Raw genomic sequence first — 19,816 nt, 5'->3', positions numbered from 1 at the left:
TTGTCTGTAATATTACGACAATTGTCTCAAAAAACCTAATTATTTACAAAATTCCGTCATCTGCAAAACTCAAATAGTGGTTTTCAGTGACGATAACATGGTCCAGGACAGGAATATCCAGTTGTTGCCCGGCTTGTTTCAACTTTTGGGTCACCTGTTTGTCGGCACTGCTGGCCTGTAGCTTTCCAGAAGGATGATTGTGGGCCAGGATTATGGATGTGGCGTTGTGTTCCAGGGCTGTTTTGAAGACAATCCGGACATCTACCAAAGTACCGGAAATCCCGCCCTTGCTGATTTGGGATTTATAAAGGATCTTATTGGAATTATTAAGGTAGAGCACCCAGAATTCTTCGTGCGGCAACTCCCCGATGATGGGCTGCATGATATCAAAAACGGCTTTTCCGGAGGTTACCTGCCTGAGTTGTGTTGCTGCTTCTGCCCTTTTCCTGCGGCCCAGTTCGGAAGCGGCAACAATGGTAATGGCTTTGGCTTGGCCGATCCCCTTAAAAGCCATTAGCTGGTTTACCGATAATTTACCTAATGCGTTAAGGTTGTTGTTTACGCTGAATAAGATTCTTTTGGACAAGGCTACTGCGCTTTCGCTGCGGCTCCCGGAACCGATAAGGATGGCAATGAGCTCGACATCGCTTAAAGATTGTTTCCCCTTGAGGATTAGTTTTTCACGCGGTTTGTCGTCTTCTGCCCAATGTTTGATTGAGAAAGGAGTTTGTTCCATGGCTAATAATTATATTGATTTTATCGTGGTATGAAAAAACTAAAATACTGAAATCATTTTACATTTTACGGCAAAAAAAATCACCAAACGCAAACCGCCGGTGATTTTATATATTTCTCAAGATGGAGATATGCCAAATGCTATTCGATCAGTCCTTTCACATCATCAAAATTCAGGCCTCCGTAATTCCCGGAACTCATTAGCAATAATGCTGTATTTTCCAGATTAAGGTTGAATAGGTATTCTTTAAAATCGGCCGGATTGGTATAAATTATAAGGTCTTCCCTATTGAAAGCCTTAGCAATCTGTTCGTAAGTTACCTCTTCAAGCTGTTTGATTTTTACGGCATCGGGCGAATAAAATACAACCGCAACATCGGCATATTGCAATGCGCCTTCGTATTCTTTTAAAAATGCAGCATTAAGGCTGCTGTAGGTATGCAATTCGAGGCAAGCGACAACTTTCCTCTCCGGATATTGCTCTTTTACCGCTTTGGTCGTAGCAGAAACCTTGCTTGGCGAATGGGCAAAATCTTTATAGGCTACTTTGGTTTTTCCTTCGGCAATTTTCTCCAATCGTTTGGACGCTCCTTTAAAGCTGGCTATCGCTTCATAAAAATCAGCTTCATCAACACCCATGTTCTGGCAGATCCATTTGGCACCGGCCAGGTTGTTCAGGTTATGGGCTCCAAAAACTTCGATCGGCATGGGTCCTTCAGGCGTTGCTAACAATGTAACACCTTTTTCAACAGTATATTCCGGCGTGTGGTAAGGGATTTTCCGGATAGGGTTAGCCGCAGCTTCCGCCACTCTTTTCACTTCAGGATCATCTTCATTGTAAACCAAAATCCCGCCGTTGGTTATTTTCTGGATAAAAACCTCAAATTGCTCTACATAATTCTCATAAGTTGGAAAAACGTTGATATGGTCCCAGGCAATTCCTGAAATCAGCGCTATATTGGGTTGGTACAAATGAAATTTAGGCCGCCTGTCCATTGGTGAAGACAAATATTCATCGCCTTCGAGCACAATAAAATCGTTTTTCTCCGTAAGATGTACCATCGTATCAAACCCTTCCAGCTGTGCTCCCACCATATAATCCACTTCAATGTTATGATAATGCATGACATGCAAAATCATGGACGTAATGGTTGTTTTCCCATGGGAACCACCAATAACAACACGTGTTTTATTTTTGGACTGCTCGTATAAAAATTCAGGATACGAGTAGATTTTCAAGCCTAGTTCCTGGGCTTTCAATAATTCGGGATTGTCCGCTTTGGCATGCATCCCAAGGATGATTGCTTCGATGTCGGAGGTTATTTTTTCCGGGAACCATCCAAATTCGTTTGGCAGCAAGCCTTTTTTTTCCAATCGTGATTTTGACGGTTCAAAAATAGCGTCGTCACTTCCGGTGACCTTATATCCTTTTCCGTGTAATGCTAATGCCAGGTTGTGCATGGCAGCTCCGCCAATGGCTATGAAATGAGTCCTCATCCTCTATGTTTTTTTCTTTTGGTACAAATCTAATATTTGTTTCGCTTTTTCGGGCGAATTCATTTTGTTTTTATACAAATCCGCTAATTTTTGATAGGCTGTTTTTGACTGGCCTATTTCGATGGCCTTGGTATATTGTTTTTCTGCGTCTTTGTATTTTTTGACATATTCGAAAATATAGCCTTTGGACAAATAGCCATCTACCGGGGAAATCCTCAACAATTCATCGGAATATTTTTTGGCTTTTGCCTCGCTTCCTCCCACAATACCCGGCAATTCGAGGTATAGCATGACCAGCGCCCATCTGGTTTCGATGTGTTTGCCATCTAATTTTGCTGCCGTGAGGAAGGCTTCTTCAATATCATCAATCATGCCCAATGCCTTAAATTTACTGCTTTCCTTGGCTTTCATCCCTAAAGCACCCCCGAATTTGTAATAATAACCGGCTTCTTGCGGGAAACGTGTTTTCAGTTTTTTATAATACGAAATTGCATCGTCCCATTGTTTCTGATGGCCGGCAATGTCACCTAAATATTCCATCGTTTTGGAATCGTTGGGATTTTGTTTCAGGTAATTTTCAAAAACAGGTTTTGCCAAGGCATATTTTCCCTCTCCAAAAAGTTTTTCCGCTTTAAGGAATGGGGTTTGCGACCAAATTAGTATTGGAAACAGCAAAAAAATCCCAGCCAGTCTTTTCATGCTTCAAAAATAAGAAAATGCAGGAAGTATGCTTTATTTTTATCCGGAATTTGTATTTTGTAGCAAAAAGCCATATCCCTTCCCAACCTTTTTTTCAAATAACGCCTCTATAGTCTAAAACAAGCTCATGAAAAATATATTTTTTACTTTCTTTCTTATTTCTTCTTCCTTATTTGCTCAGGATTTTGAGAAAAACTGGAGTAAGGTCATTGCATTGGAAAGTGCCGATAAAATAAAGTCAGCGAATGAAGAGGTTCAAAAAATTTATGACAAGGCAAAACAGAAAGGAGTAGAATCTGAAGTGATCAAAACTTTTTTTTATACTTCAAAATATTTACAAAAGCTAGATGAAGATGCCCAGGCTAAAATAATGTCCAATTTAAAAAAAGAGATCGCGGAGTTAAGCATTCCCTCCCAATCTATCTTACAGTACATTTATGCGAAAAGCCTTGAGAGCCATTTGTCACAAAACAACTACAACATAAAAAAACTAGCGGCAACTGACAGTATTTACAATAATGATTTTAGGACCTGGCCCATAAAAACCCTGGAATCCGAAATTAAAAATGCTTATGAGAAAAGCATTGCCAATAAAGAAATAATTCAAAAAACACCTTTACTCAATTACGAATCTATTTTTGATTTTCTAAAATACGACGATTTTAAAGAATTGACAGTTTTTGATTTTCTTGGTACCGAAGCAATATCATATTACACCAGTAACATTTCAAACAAAGCTAATAATCAGGATGTTTACCAAAACAAGAAAGATTTATTGTTTGACACTTCAGGGGCTTTTACAGCTGCTTCTTTCGATTTTATACCGGACAAAAACGTAAGACGCATATTTTCCTTATACCAAGAACTCGAAAAAAACGGCAAAACAAAACAAGAACATCAGTTTAACAGATTAGTGTTTTGCAAAGACCATATATACAGTGACGATACTTATTACTTAAAAACACTTTCCCGATTTCAGAAGGTCCATTTGTATAATGAAGTCCTTCAGAAAGTGCTTTTCGAAAAAGCAGAAATATATCAAAGTACAGCATCGAAAGACAAATTCCCCAACAACCAGATTATTGCGGTCCGGCTTTATGACAGCATTTTAAGCTTAAGCCATTCCGTAACACGAAAAAAAGCGATACTTGCAAAAAACCAGGTTACATCGAAACACCTTGACCTGAAACTATTAAAACAAGTATACCGTAATGAAAACACAAGGGCTTTCATCTCTTATAAAAATGTAGATAATATCACTTTTTCCTTTTATAGAATAAATCAAAACCGGTTCAATAACAAAGAGCCTGACTCATGGAGAAAAGACAGTATTGTGGCTACCTTAACCAAGAATAAAATACCCGAGAAAAAGATTTCTTATACTCTGGAAAACAAGAAGGATTACTTTACTTATACAACCGAAGTCCTTTTGCCACAACTGGAAACCGGGCATTATTTAGTATATATGGAAAGTGCTCAGGAAAACGATTCAACAAAGACAAAACCTTTCGCTTATGAAACAGTTACCGTAACTGATTTATCTTTGCTGAGCTATATCAAGAACGATAAGATATACTTTCAGACCTTGGACAGAAAAAGCGGCTTGCCAATTGAAGACGTCAAGATACAAACGGATGAGGATACTTTAATGACCGATGAATATGGAAAAGCCGAAGCTCAATTTACTCAAAAAAACCACTATTATGTAAATAACATTTTGGCTTCCAAAGAGCAGGATTCTTTATCGATAAAAAACCCTTACATACAGCATTTCTATGACAACGATGATGATGATGGAAAAATAAAATCAAAGATAGAGTTTTATCTAGACAGGGCAATTTACAGGCCTGGGCAAACCGTGTATTACAAAGGCATTGCATTGATGCAGAAAAAAGAACAATCAAAAGTGATGCCTAACCTTCGGGTAAAAATCACCCTCAAAGACGCTGACCAGGACGATATAAAAGAATTAGAAATGACCACCAATGAATTTGGTTCTTTTTCAGGGGAATTTATCTTACCCAAAACAGGCCTAACCGGCGATTTTAGCATTATTGCGGAAGAACCTGACAACGTGGAGAAAGACCTTCTGTATGATGCAAAAGAAAAAGAGCATCCTTTTTGGGACAATATGGAGAATTATGAATCGGAAATCACTTTTAAAGTAGAAGAATACAAACGCCCAAAATTCGAAATAAAATTTAACCCTATAAAAGAAACATATATTATTAACCAAAAAGTTTCAGTGTCCGGAAGCGCCAAAGCCTTTGCAGGAAGTAACTTGTCTGACGCAAAGATAACCTACAAAATAGACCGGAAATCATACAATAGTTACTGGGATTACGATCGCGATAACGCTACGACCCTATTGCAAGGAGAAGGAAAAACAGATGCATTGGGTAATTTTACCATAGTTTTTACGGCTGAGCCCGAAGAAGGTTTCACACCTGCATCATCACCTGTTTTCAACTATGCTGTTTCCGTATCAGTAACAGACAGTAATGGGGAAACCCGAGCGAATGAAACTTCTGTTAAAGTAGGCTACAATACTTTGAATTTAAAGGCGGAATTACCCGCAATAGTCGAAACCGGCAAAAAAGAAACCGCACTCCTGACCAGCGAGAACCTGAATAATGAATTTGTCCCGGTTAAAGGGCAGCTCCAATTTTTCTTTATCGGGCCAATCAATAATAAATGGAAGGATAGGGCTTTTGCATACCCGGAAATCAAAGCTATTTCTGACACTGAATTCGGACGATTATTCCCGTATGAAAAAGATCCTGCAAAAACTGACTATAAGGAAACGTTGGTATTCACAAAATCCGTGGATACTGAAACAGATAAAAAAATCTTGCTGGATTTTATGTCTTATTGGAAAACCGGGAATTACAAAGTGGTTTTTTCTGCCAACGATTCTTTCGGAAATCCTATAAAGCACATTTCAACATTTAAATTATTGCAAGAGAATGACAAACAAATTCCTTCTGAAGAGCTTTTTACCTTTAAATTGTTAAATGAAAACCCTAAAAAAGATGGTTTTGCGTTGCTTGAAATTAATTCAAATTTCGGGAATTTATATATAAATTCAAGTGCTTTTTATGATAATGCGGCATATTTCACAACAGGCATCCTATTACAGGATCACAAAGCCAAAATACGTATTCCCATTAAAAACAGCTTTAAAAGTGGGATCGTAATACAATTTCAGGCTGTTTTTGAAAACAAGAGTATTAATAAGGATTTCCCAGTTTCGTTATTTGAAGTACCGGCAAAACTTCAGTTTGAAGTAGAAAATTTACGCAACAAACTAGAACCGAACAGTAAGGAAAACTGGATTTTCAAAATCAAAGGAAGCCCTAAAAACGAAGCGGAAGTACTAGCTTCCATGTATGACAGTTCTCTTGATCAATTCACAAAAAAGGATTGGCAATTTTTAGATTTCAACAGTTATTACAACAATCGTGCAAGTGGAAAATCAGCATTAGGATTTGACACGTTCCATATGTCTTTACGATACTTAAATAACGATTTTTATTATCATCCTATAAATGAAACAAAAACCGGCTTGCTTTGGTTTGGCTTTAATCTTGCCAACTCAAATAATTATTACAGCAAGAGGCAATATGAATTGATGCTAAAAAAAGGTAAAACCAAAATCCCTTCCAATGCGCAGACCATTACCGGAATGGTAACTGACATGCAAGGCTTACCTCTTCCTGGAGTAAATGTCATCGTTAAAGGAACAGCCAGAGGAACCCAAACGGATTTTGACGGGTCTTATGAAATAGATGCAGTGCAGGGAGAAGAATTGGTTTTTTCTTTTATGGGAATGGTTGACAAAGAAATAAAAACAAATTCCAAGGTCCATAATGTGTCCTTAAAGGATGATAATGTACAATTGTCTGAAGTAGTAGTGGCAATGGGCTATAGCACAATAAAAGCAAAAAAATCGCTGTCATACACTACGGCAACGGTGCTGTCCCAGGGTAATTTTAACACCACCCTTTTGGAATCCCTTCCCGGAATGGCCGCAGGCATTGAAATATCAAAACCAGACGGAGTAACCGGTGCTTCCACAAAAATCATCATACGTGGTTTGGGTTCCGTCGGGAAAAACAACGAAGCCCTGACTGTTATTGATGGTGTTATCAGCGATGCAGATGCATTATCCAGAATAAATGCTGCTGACGTCCTTTCGGTCACTGTTTTAAAAGAAGCACAGGCAACATCCCTTTACGGCGCCAGGGGTGCAAACGGGGTTATTGTCATCACAACCAAAAAAGCACTACAGGAATTAACACATATCCAAGCCCGGAGCAACCTTAACGAAACAGCATTTTTCTTTCCACAGCTTAAAACCGATAAAGAAGGGAAAATTAATTTTGTATTCCATTCTCCCGAAGCTTTGACCCAATGGAAATTACGATTACTGTCCCACAATAAAAAGGCAACTTCAGGATATTACGAAAGTACTGTCCTCACACAGAAAGAACTCATGGTTACCCCAAATTTCCCTCGTTTCCTCAGGGAAAAAGACACCATTATACTGACTGCTAAAGTTGCAAATATTACGGCTGAAGCCAAAACCGGAATCGCAATGCTACAGCTTTTTGATGCTTCAACTTTATTATCGTCTGATGACAAAATGAAGAATTCCGATGCGACAAGGAACTTTACCATCCCGGCTTTCGGCAACACCACAGTAACCTGGAAAATCACCGTTCCGGAAGGTATGCAAGGTGTTCAATATAAAGTCTTGGCCAAAGCAGGCAATTTTTCGGATGGAGAAGAAAACATACTGCCAATCCTGACCAACAATACTCTTGTTACACAAAGCATTCCGGTCTGGGTTCGTGAAAACAGTAAAAAAGAATACTCTTTTGAAAATTTAAAAAACAATACTTCATCAACATTACGCAACCATCAGTTTACCTTTGAATACACATCGAACCCAACCTGGCTGGCCATCCAGTCCTTGCCTTATCTGATGAAATACGAACACGAATGTGCAGAACAGACTTTTGCCCGTTTTTATGCCAATACATTAGCTACTGAAATCATCAACAGCAATCCAAAGATCGCTTCCGTTTTTGAATCCTGGAGAAAAAATGAGAAACTTACCTCCAAACTAGAGCAAAATAAGGAATTGAAATCAGCGCTGCTTGCAGAAACACCCTGGCTGCTTGATGCCCGGGACGAAGATGAAAAGAAAACAAACCTTGGGCTTCTTTTCGATTTAGATAAAATGAAAAACTCGTCAGAAGAGATTTTCGGCACATTGGAAAAAAAACAAGAAACATCAGGAGGATTTGCCTGGTTTACTGGCGGGGAAGAAAATGAATACATTACACGCCATATCCTGGCCGGTTTTGGGCACCTGAAAAAATTATCAAAAAACACGGATCTGAAAATCAAAGCAGATAAGATAGCAAAGACCGGGATTTCCTTTATTGATGGTAAATTCCTGGAAGCCCACAAAAGAAGAACCGACCAATTAAACGGAAAAAACAAATTGACCTGGCTTGACCCGAATTCCGATCTGCATTATCTATACACCAGAAGCTTTTACCTGGCTGAATACCCGCTTTCTGACAATCTGAGGAAAATCATACCAGTATACATCACGAATATTAAAGAAAACTGGATCCGTTATTCCTTGTATGAAAAAGGAATGGCAGCTTTAATCCTGAATCGTTTTGACGAAGCAGCTGCGGCCAAAAAAATCATTGAAGGTTTAAAAGAAACCGCTTCAAACAATGAGGATTGGGGAATGTATTGGATAACCAATAAATCAGGATGCTACTGGTATCAGGCTCCTATTGAAACACAGGCTTTATTGATAGAAGCTTTCTCCGAAGTTAGCAATGACACCAAATCGGTTGATGCCATGAAAGTCTGGTTAATAAAAAACAAACAGACCAAAAACTGGCCCACTACCAAATCCACAACAGAAGCCATATACGCTCTATTGCTTCAAGGCACCGATTGGTTGAGTGTAAAAGACAATACCGTTATAAAAATTGGCGATGAGAAAATAATTACCAAAAAAATGGCCGAAAACGAAACAGAAACAGAAACCGGATATTTGAAACTTACCTGGAAAGCTGATGAGATTAAAAAAGAAATGGCAACAATCACAATTGAAAACAAGTCAAAAGTTCCTGGTTTTGGCGGTGCTTATTGGCAATATTTTGAAGATCTGGACAAAATAAAAACCAATTCAGATGGAGCATTATCGGTTTCAAAAGAATTATACCTCAAAAAAAATAATGGCAAAGAAGATGTGCTGCAAAAAATCACTGCCGGTAATTCATTGAAAGTTGGAGATTTAGTAACTGCCAGATTAATTATTTCCAGTAAAGAAGATGTTGAATTCATCCATTTAAAAGACATGCGTGCCTCCTGTTTTGAACCTGTAGCTGTTTTATCCGAATATAAATATGAAAACGGATTAGGCTATTATATGAGTACGAAAGACACAGCGACCCACTTATTTTTTGACAAAATAAACAAAGGTATTTATGTTTTGGAATACGAAATCCGAGTAAATAATGCTGGCAATTTCTCAAATGGCATTACAACGATACAAAGCATGTATGCCCCTGAATATAGCAGTCATACGGCAGGTATCAGGGTAACAGCTTCCGAATAGGAAAAGGCCGGCTATTGTTGCCGGCCTTTTTTTACCTTTAATTCCCCAGGTATTTCTTAAAATAACCGCATTCCTCGATTACTTCCTGATAATATTTCGTTTTGGAATATTCTTTTTTGAGTTTTTTGAATCCGTTCCAGGCGGTAAAATCTACTTCATCCGGTTTGAATTGCGATGTTTTGTAAAATTCATTCCTTTCAATTTTGGACAAAAGATAGGTCATTTTCGCCTTTTGCTCGTCATTTTTGGCATTTTCGAATGCTTTTTGATAATACACACCCGATAACTGATTGTTCATTAGCATCGGTTGGTAATGTTCTTCGATATCATTGCCATACTGGTCCACTATCTTGTTGCCGTAAAACGCCCTGGCATTACCATAGTGGGACAAATTATAAAAGGCATTGCCCAACAAAAGGCTGTTATTGTAATTATCTGTACCGGAAGCCAAGCTTTTCTGCATTTCCTGTATTTTCTTCAGGAAGGACAATTTTGTAAATTTGGTTTTCTGATACGCCACATGATCACAGTCATTACAATCTTTTATGTTCCCGTTAAAAGGATTCCCGGGCAATGTATCGTTTTTAGCCTTCATCGTTTTTTCCAGCTGCACTATCGCCTGATCGATTTCATTATTATAAGTATGCTGTATGGCTTTGAACTCGTAAATATCATCCAGGGTGACAGTATAGAGGGACATGGCTAATTTTTCCCAATCTGACTTCTGGCTTTTAGTAAAAAATGCTTCCATATCTTTTACTCTTTTCGGGTTCAGGTAAAAATCCTTCTGCCTGTAAAACAGTTCGGAAAGGACATCTTCTTTCTTGTTTTTATACAAAAGGGAAAGGTAATTTTTAGTCCAGCTCGTTAGGAAATTATAACGTAGGGAAGAAGTGTAGCCGTTTGATTTTTCCAACGAAAACAACCATTCCAGATGAGGAAGCAGTTTGTTTTCTGCGGCAGCGTCAATCTTTTTTACCGAAGCCACTTCGTTAAACACTTTAAACAGGTGCAATTGATCTTTAGCCAGTTCGGTATTTGGGATGTTCTTTTCCGCCTGGTTGAAATAATTGGACGCTGCCGTGTGATTGCTTTTTATCACTTCCAGGTAGCCTACGGCAATCTGCCAGAGATACAGATTGTTCACTTTCTTTTCAGTAGCTGCCTTACTGATGATTTGGTATAATTTATCATTCAGGCGGCTTTTATCAGTGTTGATTTTACTACCGTACCCGTAATTCCAGTCTGATGAATTCATTTTGGATTCGGCAATATTGATGGCCCGGCTCAACAGGTAATCCAGGTGCGGGTTTTTGGCATCCAGGGCATATATGTTCTCGATTGCCGAAACTTCATCGGCATAATAACCATACAAAGCCCATAAAGCGGCTTTTTGCTGGTTGGTTTTAGCCAGGTCCAAAGACTGGTTGAAATCTGCCTGTTGCTGCGGATGGAAACAATACGTTGCTACCGTCCTGAGCTGTGGGCAATTATCAAAAACAATACTGTACAGGAAATTGGAACGGCTGTAATCTTTAGCTTTATATAAAGCACCTGCGACATAAGACAAACCTCGGTAGTAGAGTTCATTCCTGTCCAATGTGGCTTGGGTTTTATTGAAAAACAGGATGGCGTTGCTCTTGTTATCGCTGTAAAAATGGGCCTTCATGGCCTGGAACCAATACCTGTTCTTCAGGAAAGGATCTTTGGCCGCATCGTAAACCGCTTCGATTTTTTTGGCTTGGCCGGTCGCCATACGCTCTTGTTGGCCGTAACCGCCTTCATCATAATTCCAACTCAATCTTGTGTTTGCATAGGTTTCTATGGTTTTGGCCAAATTCAGGAACACGAAAAAATTCTTCACCTTATCATTTTTCAAATCGTATTTCCGGGACCATTTATTTTCTTTTTTACGGGTAATGGCATTGAATACTTCCTTGGCTTCTGTGTCAGCAGAATCATTCAAAATCAAGAAATCCAGCTGTTTATCGCTTATTTTTCCGTTCAGGTAATGCTTCCAGTCTGTTGCAACTGTATTGGAAAACCGGCCGGAATGCGCGTCATCGTAGCCTGTTTCGCCATAAAACATATTGGTTGTATAGAACAGTTTCTCATAACTTTTATCCTGCACATAGGCTTCAGGCGCAAAACTGGAATAGCCGCCAACCCAATCCCAGTCACCGTCGGAACATAACGAAAGAACGGAAACGGCAGCTACGAAAACAGCACTAGAAATTTGCACTATTGGCTTTGAAAAAATACTCATCTTGAATTCTTTTAATATTGTTGTTATCTAAATCGTAATAAATGATTTCATCTGGTTTTTGAGAAAGATTGGCCTTTAGCAGCCGGCTCATTTCATGCAAATCCTCCGGTGTGATTTTTTCCGCTTTCAGCTGGTCTCCTTCTTTAAAAAAGAACCCTTCGCACAATGTATTTTCCTTCACCCGGAGCACATTGTCACCTGTCGGTTCAAAATTAAGGTTATGGCTGAATTTTTCCATTTCTATTTTCGAAATCAGGTTCACGATTTTATGGTTCCGGGTATGCACGATCCATGAAAAAACAGGCAGCGCCACCTTCAGTTTGAGCGGGTATTCTTTTAACGACGGCAAATAACGTTTTGCAATGGCCGGATCGTATATGGAATTTGATTCCCCATCTCCCAGCTTACCCATATTATAAAACATTAAAACGCCATAATCTACCGGCGGGACTTTGGTTTCCTTGAAATATTTCACCTGGTGTAAACGTATGGTTGCCGAAATTGTTTTAGGGTATTTCTTTTTTAATATCCGGAGGAATTCCATAAAGTTATCCCGGCTGTTTAAAGACCAGTCACAATCAATCTGTATTTCGGTGTTTTGAATCGTATTGGCCTGGTCAATCTGGCGGATCAATTGTAAGACATGCCCGGCAAGCTTTTCCAAAGAGATATCCCTGGACAGGAAAACTTCGTTCTTGATAAATACAACCGGGACAATTCTATAGTTTTTGGGGTTTTCCACGAAACGTACCGGCGCTATAGGAAATGGTTTATTGTCGACCAAAGCGACATCAAAATACCGGACATAGAGTTTGCTTACCTCATTTTTTGACAATATTTCCTTTTCTGCAGCCGAAAGCCGGAATGCTGTTTTCCAATAATAAAACGATACATCAGGCGATTGCTTTTTCCCGCACGAAAACAACAAGGCAAAACAGCACATTACTAATATTCTTTTCATTATTTCTGAAGTAATTTCTCCGTAAAGGTAAAAAAATACAGGTAATAAAAAAGCCGCTACGACATCATCGCAGCGGCTTTTACCATTAAAAACGGTTTTATTTTATAAGGGTCATCTCGTCAACGATATGTTTTGCATTGGAGAAATTCTCAATTACCCATAATACATAACGGATATCTACATTGATGGTTCTTTGCAGTTTTTTGTCGAAAATAACGTCACCGGCCATTGCTTCGATGTTTCCGTCGAATGCCAAACCGATTAATTCGCCTTTTCCGTTCAATACCGGCGATCCTGAATTTCCTCCAGTAATATCATTGTCAGTCAAGAAATTAACGTGTAAGGAACCGTCTTTGTCTCCAAAACGCCCGAACTCTTTGTTTTTGTTCATTTCAAGGACACGTGCCGGCAAATCAAATTCCTGATCTCCTTTTTTGTATTTTTTCACTTGACCCTGCAATGTTGTATAATTATTGATTTTGGCATCATTGCGCTTGTCTGCCGGAAGCGAACGCACTTTACCATACGTTAAACGTAAAGTAGAATTGGCATCCGGGTATTTGATTTCACCGATTTTGGATTCTCTTAAACCTTCCACCAATTTACGGAAAGCCGCTCCGTAATCGTTTTGCGCTTTTGCCACTTCATCCGATTTTGACACCAAATGTTTCAACATGTCGTTAGAAAGCACATATAAAGGATCTTTTTCCAATACTTCGGCACTTGGCATATCTAAGAACGATTTGATTTTTTCTTTGGAAGCAAAAATACTACCGTCAATGATCGTGTTTACATCTCTAGCAAAATCATTGCCATTTGCTGCACCCATTTTTTGAACCAAAGGAGCAATGGCATAACCTGTAGATTTTGTAGCATACAAATGCAGTTGGGCCGCAAGGATGTCTTTTTCGGCAGGAATATGGATTTCCTTGAAAAATTCGTCAGCCATTTCCATAATAGCCGGAGCCATTTGAGCTCTTTTGGCAACATCTGCTTTTACGTAATTTTCCAATTGTTTCCCGATAGTCCTTCCAACTGGAGCCATAGCTGAAGTCCTGAATAAAATATTCAGGTAATTATCATGGCGTGCTTTCTCGTTGGTAAGTTTGTAGAAATTATTAATGGTTGCCACCACGTTTCCGTATTTGGCTTTATTTTCAGGTTGGTTCGCCCAGGTATTGAATTTTGCTTCCTGTGCTGTTTTTGTTTTGGCAGTACCGAATTTAGTCAACGCATCGATCATTCCCTGGCGGTTTTTCCAGTAATTGGCAACACCTGCATATTTTGAAGCATATACCAGGTTTAAAGCTTCGCTCTGATCCATGTATTTCTTCATATTGTCCATCCCTACTTTTGAGGCCTCAACCCATGCAGGATACGCAAATTTTACGTTTTGTTCGATTCCGCTTGCCGGCATCCAACGGTTGGTACGTCCAGGATATCCTAAAATCATCGCATAATCGTTCTCTTTCACACCACCGATATTTACAGGCAAATAATGTTTTGGCTGTAACGGAACATTGTTCGGAGAATACTCTGCCGGATTCCCGTTAGCATCTGCATACACACGGAACATAGAGAAATCCGCCGTATGACGAGGCCATTCCCAGTTGTCTGTATCCCCGCCGAATTTCCCTAAACTTTCAGGTGGCGTACCTACCAAACGAACATCTTTATAATCTTGGTAAACAAAATAATAGTATTCATTCCCTTGAAAAAAAGAACGAACGGAAACAGTATATTTCCCACCTTCATTGTTTTCCTTTTCAATAACTGCGATTTCCTGGTTGATGGCTTTTTCCCTTTCCAATTCTGTCATCTGATCGTTCACTTTTGACAAAATACGTTTCGAAACATCATCCATTCGGACAAAGAAACGGACAAATAAGCTTGACGGTTTCATTTCCTCTTTTCTGCTTCCTGCCCAATAGCCGTCTTTCAAATAATTTTTTTCCGCAGAAGACAATTCGGCGATAGCATCATAACCACAGTGGTGGTTTGTCAGTACCAAACCGTCTTTTGAGATCATTTCTGCCGTACATCCTCCGTTGAACTGAACGATGGCATCTTTCAAACTATGGTGATTGATGCTGTAAATCTCTTCAGAGGTAAGCTGCAATCCCATTTTTTCCATATCTCTGTGGTTCAAACGCTCGATGAACATTAAAAACCACATTCCTTCGTCGGCTTTGACACTTGTTGGAACAAGCATAATGGCCACGATTAAGGATAAAAGTAATTTTTTCATAATTGGTTTCATTTTTTTAGTGGTGCGAATATACTTTTTTTTGGCAATTAGCTGAAAAATAAAGGTCTGTAAATTCTTTTGTTAAGGAAATTTTAACTTTTTATGTTAATTCCTCAAAAACATAACCCAGACTTAACTCCAATAAAAAAGGCACCCTTTGGGGTACCCTATTTGTTTATGCTTCGGTATTGAGCATTTGCCATAATTTGTCTTTCAGTTCTGTCAGCCCTTGTTGTGCTACAGATGATATGAACAGGTACGGGATTCCTTTAAAATCCTTGTCCAATTGTTTTTTCATTTCCGCTTTGAGCTCATCATCGAGCATGTCCGACTTGGAAACAACAATCAAGCGGTCTTTGTCGAGCATTTCCGGATTGTAACGGCGTAATTCGTCCAAAAGGATGTCGTATTCTTTCTTGATATCGTCTGCGTCGGCGGGAACCAGGAACAATAAAGTCGAATTCCGTTCGATATGGCGCAGGAAATAATGCCCCAAACCTTTACCTTCGGCTGCTCCTTCAATAATCCCCGGGATATCTGCAATTACAAAAGATTGAAAATCCCTGTACGCCACGATTCCCAAGTTAGGTTTCAAAGTCGTAAACGGATAATCGGCGATTTTGGGTTTTGCGGAAGTCAGCACGGACAATAATGTAGATTTCCCTGCATTTGGGAACCCTACAAGACCGACATCGGCCAGGACTTTTAATTCCAGAACCACATCGGCTTCCTGTGCCGGCATTCCCGGTTGCGAATAGCGTGGTGTTTGGTTTGTCGAACTTCTGAAATGCCAGTTTCCAAGGCCTCCTTTTCCTCCTTCAGCAAGGATTTTTCGTTCTCCGTCTTCTGTAATTTCAAATAAAATCTCATTGGTATCCTTATCGCGGACTACAGTCCCTAAAGGCACTTCAATGAATTTATCTTCCCCGTCATGGCCGGTACTGCGCGAACTTCCCCCGTCTCCTCCATGCCCTGCTTTGACATGACGTGCGAATTTCAGGTGGAACAACGTCCATAATCCTTTATTACCTACTAAATATACGTGTCCGCCACGGCCTCCATCACCTCCGTCCGGGCCTCCTTTTTCAATGAATTTCTCCCTGTGTAAATGCGTAGATCCTTTCCCTCCTTTTCCGGAAGAAACATATATTTTTACGTAATCTACGAAATTGCCTTCTGTCATTATTCTTTTCTTTATTAAGACTTGGAAAGTACCTGCCAGCCACCAGCCAGCTGTCCTTCTTTTAATTTCAAATCTTTATTAGTATCCAAAAGACTTTAAAAAGTACCTGGCAGCCACCGGCTGTCCTCCTTTTAATTTCAAATCTTCTGTCATTGTATTCTTCTTCTTAATATTTAATTTCAGCACACGTGACTGCTTCTTTTAATTCGCTTCCTTATTATTTAAGGAACGCACCAAAACCTTATCGATTTTGATTCCGTCCATGTCAATCACTTCCAGCTCCATTTTATTCCAAATGAGTTTTTCACCAACTTTCGGGATATACGACAATTCGGTCATAATCAATCCGCTGACAGTGGTAACATCGTAATCGTTAATCAGGTCATCCATATCGAAATACGTCAGGAAGTCGTGCAGTGAATAATGCCCGTCAACCAGCCAGGTTCCGTCTTCGCGGGCTACCAGCTGGAATTCTTCTTCATAAAAATCTGAGGCATCACCCACAAGGGCTTCCAGGATGTCATTTAAAGTGATAATCCCCTGGATCATACCATGTTCGTCCGTAACCAAAGCATAATGCACTTTTGATTTCTTGAATATTTCCAAAGCCTTATAGGCTGAAGTATGTTCTATAAAATAAACCGGTTCCTTGGTGATGGCCCGCAGGTCGAATTTCCCTTTTTCGAAACTGGCAAATAAGTCTTTGAGCAAAACAACGCCCACTACTTCATCAAGATTGTCCTCGCAAACCGGATAAACGGAATGCAATTCATCCAAAACCTTGGCTTTAAGCGACTTCAGATCGTCATCTTCTATCGAAAGGTACACCAACGATTTGCGGTGGGTCATTAAGGAATTCACTTTCCGGTCACCGATATGGAAAACCCGCTCCACAATATCCTGCTCGATTTCCTGTACTTCCCCGCCTTCGGTTCCTTCCTTGATGATAGCCTTGATTTCCTCTTCGGTCACTTTACCGTCTGCGGTGGGTTTTATTTTCAGGACGTTTAAGATGAAATCCGTAGAACTTGTCAGCAACCAGATGAAAGGCGCCGTTACGATCGAAACTATTTTCATGGGTACGGCAACTCCTTTGGCAATTGCTTCAGGGTAATTCAGGCCGATCCGTTTAGGCAGCAATTCTCCTAAAACCAAGGAGAAAAATGTCAGGATCACGACTACTATCCCAACGGAAAGACTTGCCGAATACGGCTGGAAAAAAGTATATCCGTCCAAAAATAGTTTCACATCATCCGTTACCTTATCGCCAGAATAAATACCCGTCAGGATTCCAATCAGGGTAATCCCGATCTGGACCGTTGAAAGGAATTTATTGGGTGAATTAGCAAGGTCAAGTGCGGTCTTGGCACTGGTATTTCCTTTTTTTGCTGCCGATTCCAGACGGTTTTTCCGGGCAGAAATCAAGGCGATTTCCGACATGGAAAAAACACCGTTAAGAAGTATTAAAAAGAAAATTATGAGTATTTCCAACGTATTTTGTTTTGGTTATTGTATAGTTGCTACTAAATTACAAATTTTCGATCACATTACTTAACCGTTCTGTAATTTCAGTAATGGTCCCGATGCCATTTACCGCATGGAATTTTTGCTGGTCTTTGTAATAATTGATCAAAGGAGCTGTTTTTTCGTTGTATTCCTGGTAACGGTTCCTGATTTTTTCTTCGTCCTGATCGTCAATCCTTCCGGATGTTTTCCCTCTTTCCAAAAGGCGTTTTACTAAAATCTCATCATCAGCCTCAAGAGCAATAGTAGCGGTGATTTCCTGATTTTTAGTGGCTAAAAACCGATCCAAAGCTTCCGATTGGGAAAGTGTCCTTGGGTAACCGTCAAACAAGAATCCGTCTGTGTCCTGGTGTTTTTCAACTTCTGCGATAAGCATATTGGTCGTCAATTCATCCGGTACCAAATCACCTCTGTCGATATAGCTTTTGGCCTCAACCCCTAAAGGCGTATTGTTTTTCATATTGAACCTGAAGATATCCCCTGTGGAAAGATGCGTCAGATTGTATTTTTCTTTTAAAAATTCTGCTTGAGTTCCTTTTCCAGCTCCCGGCTTTCCAAATAAAACGATATTAATCATTACTGTGAATTGTGAATTATAAATTGAGTTGTGTGTTAGTCTTTAAGTTGGTAAACTTCCGGCAGGTTCCTGCCCAGGCCATCGTAATCCAGTCCAAACCCCACTATGAATTTGTTCGGGATGCGGATACCAATGTAATCTAATTTAATGTCCTTTTTATAGGCTTCCGGTTTGAAGAAAAGTGTGGCGATCTTAAAATGTTTCACGCCTTGTTTTTTGAAAAGTTCCTTTAATTCTTCTACGGTATTTCCGGTATCTACGATATCTTCAATAATGATAACCGTCCTTCCGGTAAGGTCCTGGTTGATCCCGATAAGCTGCTTCACTTCGTTTGTCGAAGAAGTCCCTTCATACGAAGCCATTTTGATGAAACTCACCTCGCAAGGAGCCGTATAATGCTTCATAAAATCGGAAACCACCATAAAGGCACCGTTAAGGACACCAACAAAAACAGGTATTTCCTCTGCAAAATCATCTTCAATCTGCTTGGCCATGTTTTGAATGGCGAAATCCAATTCCTGTGCCGAAATGAAAGGAACAAAATATTTGTCGTGTAGTTTGATTTCCATATGTATCTTATAGAATAATTCGCAAAGATAATAAATTAGTGTTCAGTTGTTAATCTTACCTTCGGAGATTTTATTTATTTTTGGCTCAAGGCCAAAGCCCGGACAGACGAGGTAATTTATGGAAACTATTTTTTTTAAAAGGATCGACAGCAGTAATGCCAGTACAAATTGCAGGAACGGATTGCGGGATTTTATCTTGCAGCATCCGGAATACCTCGGGGAACTTTGTGCCATCGCCCTTGACATCCAATATAAAAATCATTACAAAGGCGTCTGGATTTTGGAAATGATTGCCGAAAAACAAACTGAATTGCTCTCCGATTATGTAGATCATATTTGCAGCAGTTTTGTTTCCATAAAAAACGATTCCGCAATAAGAGGTATATCACGGGTGGCATTTTTCCTCGGAACGACAACAAAAATAACCCTTACCGAAACACAGGAGGAAAAAATCATTGAGATTTGCCTGGATTGGCTCATTCGGGACGAACGTGTGGCCTGTAAAGTATACGCTATGAAAACACTGCACCATCTTTCCCGGAAACATCCCTGGATTAAAGACGAATTGCACCTTATTATCGATAAGGATTATGCAGAGCAATCAGCTGCCTATAAAGCGGCGGCGAGAGAAGTTTTGAAGAAAAAACAGCGCTCTTAAAATTCACGGCAATCCCTTCCATTGCCGGTATTGCGCTTTCATACAATGCCCGCAAGGCCGGAAACCGTTTTCCTTCGCTTCTGCTGACGAAAGAAAAAAGACCCTGTTTTCCCTTTTCATCCTTTTGCCCGAATTACAGTGCAGCATCCCATAAATCTTCAGCTTTAGGTTGCCACCAAAGCAAATGCCTTTGCCTCTGATTTGCTTGCGGACCTCGCGATCGCTATTTTCAGAATGGTACAGCATC

At 39.7% G+C, this 19,816-nt stretch carries 13 protein-coding genes; 2 read left to right on the top strand and 11 right to left on the bottom strand.

Translation table 11 applies throughout. The features are described 5' to 3' along the window. Window positions 1–43 precede the first annotated feature (43 nt). The 3 genes from radC to E4635_RS12940 form a co-directional block, all read right to left on the bottom strand. Window positions 44–736, bottom strand: coding sequence for a RadC family protein (gene radC / locus E4635_RS12950; protein WP_135527125.1), 693 nt, complete (start codon window positions 734–736; stop codon window positions 44–46). 140 nt (window positions 737–876) lie between these two features. Continuing rightward, a complete protein-coding gene (locus tag E4635_RS12945; RefSeq protein ID WP_135527124.1) occupies window positions 877–2,232 on the bottom strand; it encodes a UDP-N-acetylmuramate--L-alanine ligase in 1,356 nt (451 codons plus the stop codon). Between the two features lie 3 nt (window positions 2,233–2,235). Beyond that, entirely contained in the window at window positions 2,236–2,931 is a 696-nt protein-coding gene (locus E4635_RS12940; RefSeq protein ID WP_135527123.1) for a tetratricopeptide repeat protein, read from the bottom strand. A 127-nt stretch (window positions 2,932–3,058) separates the two neighbouring features. On the opposite strand from E4635_RS12940, the gene E4635_RS12935 reads away from it, so the two are divergent. Next, window positions 3,059–9,583: an alpha-2-macroglobulin family protein gene (locus E4635_RS12935; protein ID WP_135527122.1), complete on the top strand. Its 6,525-nt coding sequence runs from the start codon at window positions 3,059–3,061 to the stop codon at window positions 9,581–9,583. A 37-nt stretch (window positions 9,584–9,620) separates the two neighbouring features. Here E4635_RS12935 and E4635_RS12930 read toward each other — a convergent pair whose 3' ends face one another. The 7 genes from E4635_RS12930 to hpt form a co-directional block, all read right to left on the bottom strand. Continuing rightward, entirely contained in the window at window positions 9,621–11,849 is a 2,229-nt protein-coding gene (locus E4635_RS12930) for a hypothetical protein (RefSeq protein ID WP_135527121.1), read from the bottom strand. Next, complete coding sequence (locus tag E4635_RS12925; RefSeq protein ID WP_246020788.1) at window positions 11,812–12,810, bottom strand: hypothetical protein; 999 nt, start codon at window positions 12,808–12,810, stop codon at window positions 11,812–11,814. Before E4635_RS12925 ends, E4635_RS12930 begins: the two co-directional genes overlap by 38 nt. A gap of 97 nt (window positions 12,811–12,907) precedes the next feature. Continuing rightward, entirely contained in the window at window positions 12,908–15,058 is a 2,151-nt protein-coding gene (locus E4635_RS12920) for a S46 family peptidase (protein WP_135527120.1), read from the bottom strand. 175 nt (window positions 15,059–15,233) lie between these two features. After that, complete coding sequence (obgE, locus tag E4635_RS12915) at window positions 15,234–16,241, bottom strand: GTPase ObgE (RefSeq protein WP_135527119.1); 1,008 nt, start codon at window positions 16,239–16,241, stop codon at window positions 15,234–15,236. Between the two features lie 201 nt (window positions 16,242–16,442). After that, window positions 16,443–17,732: a hemolysin family protein gene (locus tag E4635_RS12910; protein ID WP_135527118.1), complete on the bottom strand. Its 1,290-nt coding sequence runs from the start codon at window positions 17,730–17,732 to the stop codon at window positions 16,443–16,445. 37 nt (window positions 17,733–17,769) lie between these two features. Beyond that, window positions 17,770–18,342: an adenylate kinase gene (locus E4635_RS12905; protein WP_135527117.1), complete on the bottom strand. Its 573-nt coding sequence runs from the start codon at window positions 18,340–18,342 to the stop codon at window positions 17,770–17,772. Between the two features lie 35 nt (window positions 18,343–18,377). Then, complete coding sequence (gene hpt / locus E4635_RS12900) at window positions 18,378–18,911, bottom strand: hypoxanthine phosphoribosyltransferase (protein ID WP_135527116.1); 534 nt, start codon at window positions 18,909–18,911, stop codon at window positions 18,378–18,380. Between the two features lie 118 nt (window positions 18,912–19,029). On the opposite strand from hpt, the gene E4635_RS12895 reads away from it, so the two are divergent. Next, on the top strand, window positions 19,030–19,569 hold the full coding sequence (locus E4635_RS12895; RefSeq protein WP_135527115.1) for a hypothetical protein: 540 nt from the start codon (window positions 19,030–19,032) through the stop codon (window positions 19,567–19,569). 3 nt (window positions 19,570–19,572) lie between these two features. Here E4635_RS12895 and E4635_RS12890 read toward each other — a convergent pair whose 3' ends face one another. Then, the gene (locus E4635_RS12890) at window positions 19,573–19,815 is read right to left on the bottom strand and encodes an Ada metal-binding domain-containing protein (RefSeq protein ID WP_135527114.1); all 243 of its coding nucleotides are present in this window, start codon (window positions 19,813–19,815) and stop codon (window positions 19,573–19,575) included. Window position 19,816: the final 1 nt, after the last annotated feature.

This window comes from Flavobacterium humi (genome assembly GCF_004745595.1).
Classification (GTDB): Bacteria; Bacteroidota; Bacteroidia; order Flavobacteriales; family Flavobacteriaceae; genus Flavobacterium; species Flavobacterium humi.
This window is presented reverse-complemented; position numbering and strand designations above follow the sequence as displayed.

Excerpts from the sequence above, each read along its gene's own strand:
- radC (WP_135527125.1), bottom strand. The coding sequence starts at position 736 with ATGGAACAAACTCCTTTCTCAATCAAACATTGGGCAGAAGACGACAAA.
- E4635_RS12945 (WP_135527124.1), bottom strand. The coding sequence starts at position 2,232 with ATGAGGACTCATTTCATAGCCATTGGCGGAGCTGCCATGCACAACCTG.
- E4635_RS12940 (WP_135527123.1), bottom strand. The coding sequence starts at position 2,931 with ATGAAAAGACTGGCTGGGATTTTTTTGCTGTTTCCAATACTAATTTGG.
- E4635_RS12935 (WP_135527122.1), top strand. The coding sequence starts at position 3,059 with ATGAAAAATATATTTTTTACTTTCTTTCTTATTTCTTCTTCCTTATTT.
- E4635_RS12930 (WP_135527121.1), bottom strand. The coding sequence starts at position 11,849 with ATGAGTATTTTTTCAAAGCCAATAGTGCAAATTTCTAGTGCTGTTTTC.
- E4635_RS12925 (WP_246020788.1), bottom strand. The coding sequence starts at position 12,810 with ATGAAAAGAATATTAGTAATGTGCTGTTTTGCCTTGTTGTTTTCGTGC.
- E4635_RS12920 (WP_135527120.1), bottom strand. The coding sequence starts at position 15,058 with ATGAAAAAATTACTTTTATCCTTAATCGTGGCCATTATGCTTGTTCCA.
- obgE (WP_135527119.1), bottom strand. The coding sequence starts at position 16,241 with ATGACAGAAGGCAATTTCGTAGATTACGTAAAAATATATGTTTCTTCC.
- E4635_RS12905 (WP_135527117.1), bottom strand. The coding sequence starts at position 18,342 with ATGATTAATATCGTTTTATTTGGAAAGCCGGGAGCTGGAAAAGGAACT.
- hpt (WP_135527116.1), bottom strand. The coding sequence starts at position 18,911 with ATGGAAATCAAACTACACGACAAATATTTTGTTCCTTTCATTTCGGCA.
- E4635_RS12895 (WP_135527115.1), top strand. The coding sequence starts at position 19,030 with ATGGAAACTATTTTTTTTAAAAGGATCGACAGCAGTAATGCCAGTACA.
- E4635_RS12890 (WP_135527114.1), bottom strand. The coding sequence starts at position 19,815 with ATGCTGTACCATTCTGAAAATAGCGATCGCGAGGTCCGCAAGCAAATC.